The 6,411-nt window shown below is 61.6% G+C and carries 4 protein-coding genes; 2 read left to right on the top strand and 2 right to left on the bottom strand.

What is annotated here, in order from left to right; genetic code table 11:
* On the top strand, positions 1–1,424 hold a 1,424-nt coding region (locus ACFMPD_RS03175), incomplete at its 5' end, for a hypothetical protein (RefSeq protein ID WP_380991715.1).
* A gap of 2,329 nt (positions 1,425–3,753) precedes the next feature.
* Here the strand turns inward: ACFMPD_RS03175 and ACFMPD_RS03170 are convergent.
* Together ACFMPD_RS03170 and ACFMPD_RS03165 are read right to left on the bottom strand one after the other, a co-directional pair.
* The gene (locus ACFMPD_RS03170; RefSeq protein WP_380991713.1) at positions 3,754–5,253 is read right to left on the bottom strand and encodes a radical SAM protein; all 1,500 of its coding nucleotides are present in this window, start codon (positions 5,251–5,253) and stop codon (positions 3,754–3,756) included.
* A complete protein-coding gene (locus ACFMPD_RS03165) occupies positions 5,246–6,148 on the bottom strand; it encodes a CPBP family glutamic-type intramembrane protease (protein WP_380991711.1) in 903 nt (300 codons plus the stop codon). The genes ACFMPD_RS03170 and ACFMPD_RS03165 overlap by 8 nt, the downstream gene beginning before the upstream one ends.
* Positions 6,149–6,156: 8 nt before the next feature.
* Here ACFMPD_RS03165 and ACFMPD_RS03160 point away from each other — a divergent pair, with 8 nt between their 5' ends.
* Positions 6,157–6,339 carry a hypothetical protein gene (locus ACFMPD_RS03160; RefSeq protein ID WP_380991709.1) on the top strand — a complete coding sequence of 61 codons (183 nt, stop codon included), beginning with the start codon at positions 6,157–6,159 and terminating at the stop codon, positions 6,337–6,339.
* The last annotated feature ends 72 nt before the right edge of the window (positions 6,340–6,411 follow it).

Genomic DNA, 6,411 nt, shown 5'->3' with positions numbered 1-6,411 from the left:
TTCAGCGTGGCTTCGTTGCCTTCATCGCCCTCGTCATTCGGGGATGCCTCGTTGCCTTCGTCGCCCTCGTCGTTCAGCGTGCCTTCGTTGCCTTCGTTGCCCTCGTTGTGCGGGGTCGACTCGTTGCCTGCGTTGCCCTCGTCGTTGGGAGTGGACTCGTTGCCTTCGTTGCCCTCGTTGTGCGGGGTCGACTCGTTGCCTGCGTGGCCCTCGGCGTTGGGCGAGGCTGCGTTACCCTCGGCGCCTTCGTCGTTCAGCGTGGCTGCGTTGCCTTCATCGCCCTCGTCATTCGGGGCTGCCTCGTTGCCTTCGTCACCCTCGTCAACCGGGGTGAACTCGTTGCCCTCATCACCCTCGTCACCCGGAGTGAACTCGTTGCCTTCGTCGCCCTCGTCAAAGGGAGTGAACTCGTTGCCGTCGTCGCCCTCGTCAAAGGGAGTGAACTCGTTGCCGTCGTCGCCCTCGTCAAAGGGAGTGAACTCGTTGCCGTCGTCGCCCTCGTCAAAGGGAGTGAACTCGTTGCCGTCGTCGCCCTCGTCAAAGGGAGTGAACTCGTTGCCGTCGTCGCCCTCGTCAAAGGGAGTGAACTCGTTGCCGTCGTCGCCCTCGTCAAAGGGAGTGAACTCGTTGCCGTCGTCGCCCTCGTCAAAGGGAGTGAACTCGTTGCCTGCGTCGCCCTCGTCAAATGGGGTGAGCGCGTTGCCCTCGTCACCCTCGTCATTGGGCGTGAATTCGTTGCCTTCGTCGCCCTCGTCAAAAGGTGCGGCCTCGTTGCCCTCGTTGCCTTCGTCGAGGCCGACCTCGTTGCCCTCGTTGCCTTCGTCGAGGCCGACCTCGTTGCCCTCGTTGCCTTCGTCGAGGCCGACCTCGTTGCCCTCGTTGCCTTCGTCGAGGCCGACCTCGTTGCCCTCGTTGCCTTCGTCGAGGCCGACCTCGTTGCCCTCGTTGCCTTCGTCGAGGCCGACCTCGTTGCCCTCGTTGCCTTCGTCGAGGCCGACCTCGTTGCCCTCGTTGCCTTCGTCGAGGCCGACCTCGTTGCCCTCGTTGCCTTCGTCGTGGGGCGTGGACTCGGTGCCTTCGTTGCCTTCGTCGAGGCCGAACTCGTTGCCCTCGTCGCCCTCTTCGCCTGCGTTGCCTTCGTCGCCCTCGTCGTTCAGCGTGGCTTCGTTACCCTCGGTGCCTTCGTCGTTGGGCGTGGACTCGTTGCCGTCGTTGCCTTCGTCGAGGCCGAACTCGGTGCCCTCGTCGCCCTCTTCGCCTGCGTTGCCTTCGTCGCCCTCGTCGTTCAGCGTGGCTTCGTTACCCTCGGTGCCTTCGTCGTTGGGCGTGGACTCGTTGCCGTCGTTGCCTTCGTCGAGGCCGAACTCGGTGCCCTCGTCGCCCTCTTCGCCTGCGTTGCCTTCGTCGCCCTCGTCAAAAGGTGAGGNTTGCCTTCGTCGCCCTCGTCAAAGGGGGTGAACTCGTTGCCCTCGTCACCCTCGTCATTGGGCGTGAATTCGTTGCCTTCGTCGCCCTCGTCGTTCAGCGTGGCTTCGTTACCCTCGTTGCCTTCGTCGTTGGGCGTGGACTCGTTGCCTTCGTTGCCTTCGTCGAGGCCGAACTCGTTGCCCTCGTCGCCCTCTTCGCCTTCGTTGCCTTCGTCGCCCTCGTCAAAAGGTGAGGCCTCGTTGCCCTCGTTGCCTTCGTCAAAGAGGTGCGGTTCGTTGCCTTCGTTGCCTTCGTCGCCTTCGTTGCCTTCGTCACCGAAGAGCCCGAACGGGTCAGGAATGAATTCGTTGCCTTCGTTGCCTTCGTCACCCTCGTTGCCGGCAAAGTCCGGATCCAAAGGTTCGTTGCCCTCGTTGCCCTCGTCGTTGGGCGACGGCTCGTTGCCCTCGTTGCCCTCGTCAAGACCAATTTCGTTGCCCTCGTTCCCTTCGTTGCCTTCGTTGCCCTCGTCACCCTCGTCAAACGGGGTGAACTCGTTGCCCTCGTTGCCTTCGTCGTTGGGGGTGAACTCGTTGCCCTCGTCGCCCTCGTCGTTGGGGGTCGACTCGTTGCCTTCGTCGCCCTCGTCATTGGGCGTGGACTCGTTGCCCTCGTTGCCTTCGTCGGTGGGGGTGAACTCGTTGCCCTCGTCGCCCTCGTCGTGGGGGGTCGACTCGTTGCCTTCGGCGCCCTCGTCATTGGGCGTGGACTCGTTGCCCTCGTCGCCCTCGTCGTGGGGGGTCGACTCGTTGCCTTCGGCGCCCTCGTCATTGGGCGTGGACTCGTTGCCCTCGTCGCCCTCGTCGTGGGGGGTCGACTCGTTGCCTTCGGCGCCCTCGTCATTGGGCGTGGACTCGTTGCCCTCGTCGCCCTCGTCGTTCAGCGTGGCTGCGTTACCCTCGTTGCCTTCGTCGTGGGGCGTGGACTCGTTGCCTTCGTTGCCTTCGTCGTGCGGCGAGGGTTCGTTGCCTTCATCACCTTCGTCGCCTGGGGTGAACTCGTTGCCTTCGTCACCCTCGTCATTCGGCGAGGCCTCGTTGCCCTCGTCACCTTCGTCGCCCGGGGTGAACTCGTTACTCTCGTCGCCCTCGTCGTTCGGCGTGAACGCGTTGCCTTCGTTGCCCTCGTCATTCGGCGAGGCCTCGTTGCCCTCGTCACCCTCGTCGCCCGGGGTGAACTCGTTACTCTCGTCGCCCTCGTCGTTCGGCGTGAACGCGTTGCCTTCGTTGCCCTCGTCATTCGGCGAGGCCTCGTTGCCCTCGTCACCCTCGTCGCCCGGGGTGAACTCGTTACTCTCGTCGCCCTCGTCGTTCGGCGTGAACGCGTTGCCTTCGTTGCCCTCGTCATTCGGCGAGGCCTCGTTGCCCTCGTCACCTTCGTCGTCCGGGGTGAACTCGTTGCCTGCGTCCCCCTCGTCATTCGGGGTGAGTTCATTACCTTCGTCACCCTCGTCATTCAGGGACAACTCGTTGCCCTCGTCACCCTCGTCGCCCGGGGTGAACTCGTTACTCTCGTCGCCCTCGTCGCCCGGGGTGAACTCGTTACTCTCGTCGCCCTCGTCGCCCGGGGTGAACTCGTTACTCTCGTCGCCCTCGTCGCCCGGGGTGAACTCGTTACTCTCGTCGCCCTCGTCGCCCGGGGTGAACTCGTTACTCTCGTCGCCCTCGTCGCCCGGGGTGAACTCGTTACTCTCGTCGCCCTCGTCGCCCGGGGTGAACTCGTTACTCTCGTCGCCCTCGTCGCCCGGGGTGAACTCGTTACTCTCGTCGCCCTCGTCGTGCGGCGTGAACTCGTGGCCTTCGTTGCCCTCGTCATTCGGCGAGGCTTCGTTGCCCTCGTCACCCTCGTCGCCCGGGGTGAACTCGTTGCCCTCGTCGCCCTCGTCATTCGGGGTGAACTCGTTGCCTTCGTTGCCCTCGTCATTCGGGGACGGCTCGTTGCCCTCATTGCCTTCGTCAAAGAGGTGCGGTTCGTTGCCTTCGTTGGCTTCGTCGCCTTCGTCGCCTTCGTCGTCCTCGTTGCCTTCGTTTGCCTCGTCGCCTTCGTCGCCTTCGTCAAAGTTTTGCGCCGGGTCCGGGGCGGGCATGCCGCCACGAATGGCCAGCGCCTCCTCCGAGGTCAGTTCCAGGATGTCTTGGTCAATCGTCTCTTTGCCTGTCGAATTCGAAACGGTTGAAAGCAGGAATGAAAAACGTGTCATGGTCGTCTCCAATATTTTCTGCGCGAAACACACCAATGGCGGTCTCGCACCGACCCGACCGGAAAAGCGATCGGATCTGATCAGGTTCAAGCGAGCGGGGAGCGTCCCCGCAGCGCGTGATGAATCGCGCCCACAGAATCCAGCGTGTGCCGGTTTCCGGTCAGCAATCCATCATCGTTGACCGTGGGACTGTTATTCTGATCCCAGTCGTCATCCGTGACGAACCCCCGCGCCTTCGCGCGGAGAAACAGTTGCTCGGCCATGTTAAATTTCAGACTGGGGCAAGGCAGTTTACCCGCCTCGCCCGAGGCATAGTCGTTATGTACGAATTTGAAGGCACAGGCGCCGCCGCAGGCGGGCAGCAGCTTGCAGGCACCGCAAACTTCGTTTTCAAAGGGCGACCAGGCGGTCCACATCGCCTCGGTCCCCGCATCCTTTTTGCGCGTGTTGCCCATCACGCTGCCGACCCTCAGGCCGGAATCCATCACCGTGTCCCAGCATTTGTGCAGATCGCCGTTGGGCACGACGACATAGCTGTTCGGTTTGACCGCAGTGCACAGCCCCAGGAAACGCGGCATCTTGGGCAGCGCCATCAACCCTTTTTCAAAGGCCAGCGCCTGCAGGCGGTTTTCCACATCGGCATAATCGGTCTTGGACAGGCAGCTGTCGCAGCCGCCGGCGTTTTCGGCGACGCTTTCGACCGGGGCGAAATAGACCGAAACGCCGTCCTTGATGCCCAATCCGGCCTCGTGCAGCACATCCAGCACCGCGCGCGCGTCCTTTTCGTTCTGGCCGTCGATATTCACCCGCACGGACACGTTCAGCAGCTTGCGCGCCGTTACCGCCTTTATGTTGTCCAGGATTTTCTGGAACGTGCCGCGGCCGCTGGTCAGATGGCGGCGCGAGTCATGCGCGGCCTCGTCGCCGTCGATGGTGATCTGAACCCGCGACACCCGCGCCTCTTTCAGCTTTTCCGCGACCGGCACCGTCATCTTGTAGCCGTTCGAGATCATCATCGAACTGTATTTGATGCCATGCGCGTCGCAATGGGCGATCGCCTCGGCCGAGATGTCCCATATCGCCTCCTGGTCCATCAGCGGCTCGCCGCCATACCAGGTCAGGTGGAAACTGGTCTTGCCCGTCAGCCGGTCCAGCACAAAGGCCTTGGTGGCGGCGCGGACCTTGGGCGTCATCTTGGTCAGCGGCTTGTCCAGCCCCTGAAAACAATAGTGGCAGCCGAAATTGCAGGACAGGGTCGGTGCGATGGTCAGCATCATGTGGCCGTCATTGTGGCGCACACGATCATAGCTGGCGCGCACCACTTCGCGCTCGTCCGCATCGGCGTTCAGCACGTATCCACCCTGCACGAATTCGCGATAGACCGGCGAAAACGTCATCGCACCGGCCAGGCTCAGATCCTGCCACAGGGCGATGTCCTGACCGTCCCAGACCGAAAAGGACTGCGACACGGTGTTATAGGCCAGGTGACGACCGCGCTTGAGCGGAATCAGAATCGTGTATTTTGACGGCTTGATCCGCATCGTTTCGGCCCGCAGGCCCTGTTCGCATATTTGGCCGTCAGGCATAACGCGCTTCCTTTCCGGCACTGGTAAACAGGACATACACACAAAGAGACAACGCCGCCGACGCCGGCACGAAATAGCCGGCATAAGTCCAAAGCTGGGCCTCGGTCAGTCCCAGCGACAAGACCTGACCGAACAGCACCACCGTCGCGCTGTGCAACAGCGCGGTCACCAGGATGTTGCAACCGATCAGCCGCAATGTCAGGAAATACAGACCCGAACCGGCCGCGATCAGTGCCAGAGGCACACCGGACGGCATGTGAAAGATGAACACGGCCAGTGTTGAAATGGCGCAGACCGGTAGCGGTTCGGCGTTGAACGTCTTGAGCACCGCCTCGCGAAAGAACAGGGCCTCGGCAATACCGACGGTCACCAGGTGCAGCACCAGGGTGCGAATCAAAATTTCGGGTCCGGTCGGCGTAACATTGATCTGAATCAAGGCGAACCCATAGGCGACCGGCAACACCCACAATAACGGACCCAGAAACAGCCCCAGCCCCGTGCGTGGCCAGCTCCAGGTCGCACGCGCGTTTCCATAGAGCGGCCGTGTTGGTCTGATCAGTGTAAAAATGACATCTCCCCGCAGCAGACCAAGGGCCGACAGCGCCAGCGTGGCATAGATTATTCCGTTTGTTTCAGAGGGGCTTAGGCCGAATACGCCATGCCGGAGCGTTTCACACAGTCCGACAAAAAGAAAAAAAATGATGGCAAATGCAATATGCACCCAACGCCCCCAGAAATCGAAATTGATTAAAATCCTTTGGTTAAGGATGCGGGAGGGTCCGGTGATTCGTAAAGTAATAAATCCCTTACCTTCGCAACCGTTCCCGGTTTGATCCGTCCGAAACAGGTATTTTCCGGCGAATTTTTTCGATATGTTGTGTGCTTGACTGCACACCCTACCAGATGATGGAAAACTACCCAAAAGGCGTATTTATTTCCGCCCGGGCCCCGGACACAAAACCGAGCAACCCGGGCCGCGTGGATGCAACGAAGGGTTCGCAGATCGTCAAGCGCGATCAACCTTGGGGGAGTATTACACAAAACAACCGGTTCAAGATCGCCACAGGTTCCGTCCGCAGGTTGTAGTCGGGGCCGGCGGGTGGTGCGTTCGAACCACCCGCGGCCCCTCTGATCGGCGTAATCAAGAGACCCTGTTGC

It is taken from the genome of Sedimentitalea sediminis (genome assembly GCF_042687825.1).
GTDB lineage: Bacteria > Pseudomonadota > Alphaproteobacteria > Rhodobacterales > Rhodobacteraceae > Sedimentitalea.
This window is presented reverse-complemented; position numbering and strand designations above follow the sequence as displayed.

Bases quoted from the DNA above. Each gene is read 5' to 3' on its own strand.
- ACFMPD_RS03170 (WP_380991713.1), bottom strand. From the start codon at position 5,253: ATGCCTGACGGCCAAATATGCGAACAGGGCCTGCGGGCCGAAACGATG.
- ACFMPD_RS03160 (WP_380991709.1), top strand. From the start codon at position 6,157: ATGATGGAAAACTACCCAAAAGGCGTATTTATTTCCGCCCGGGCCCCG.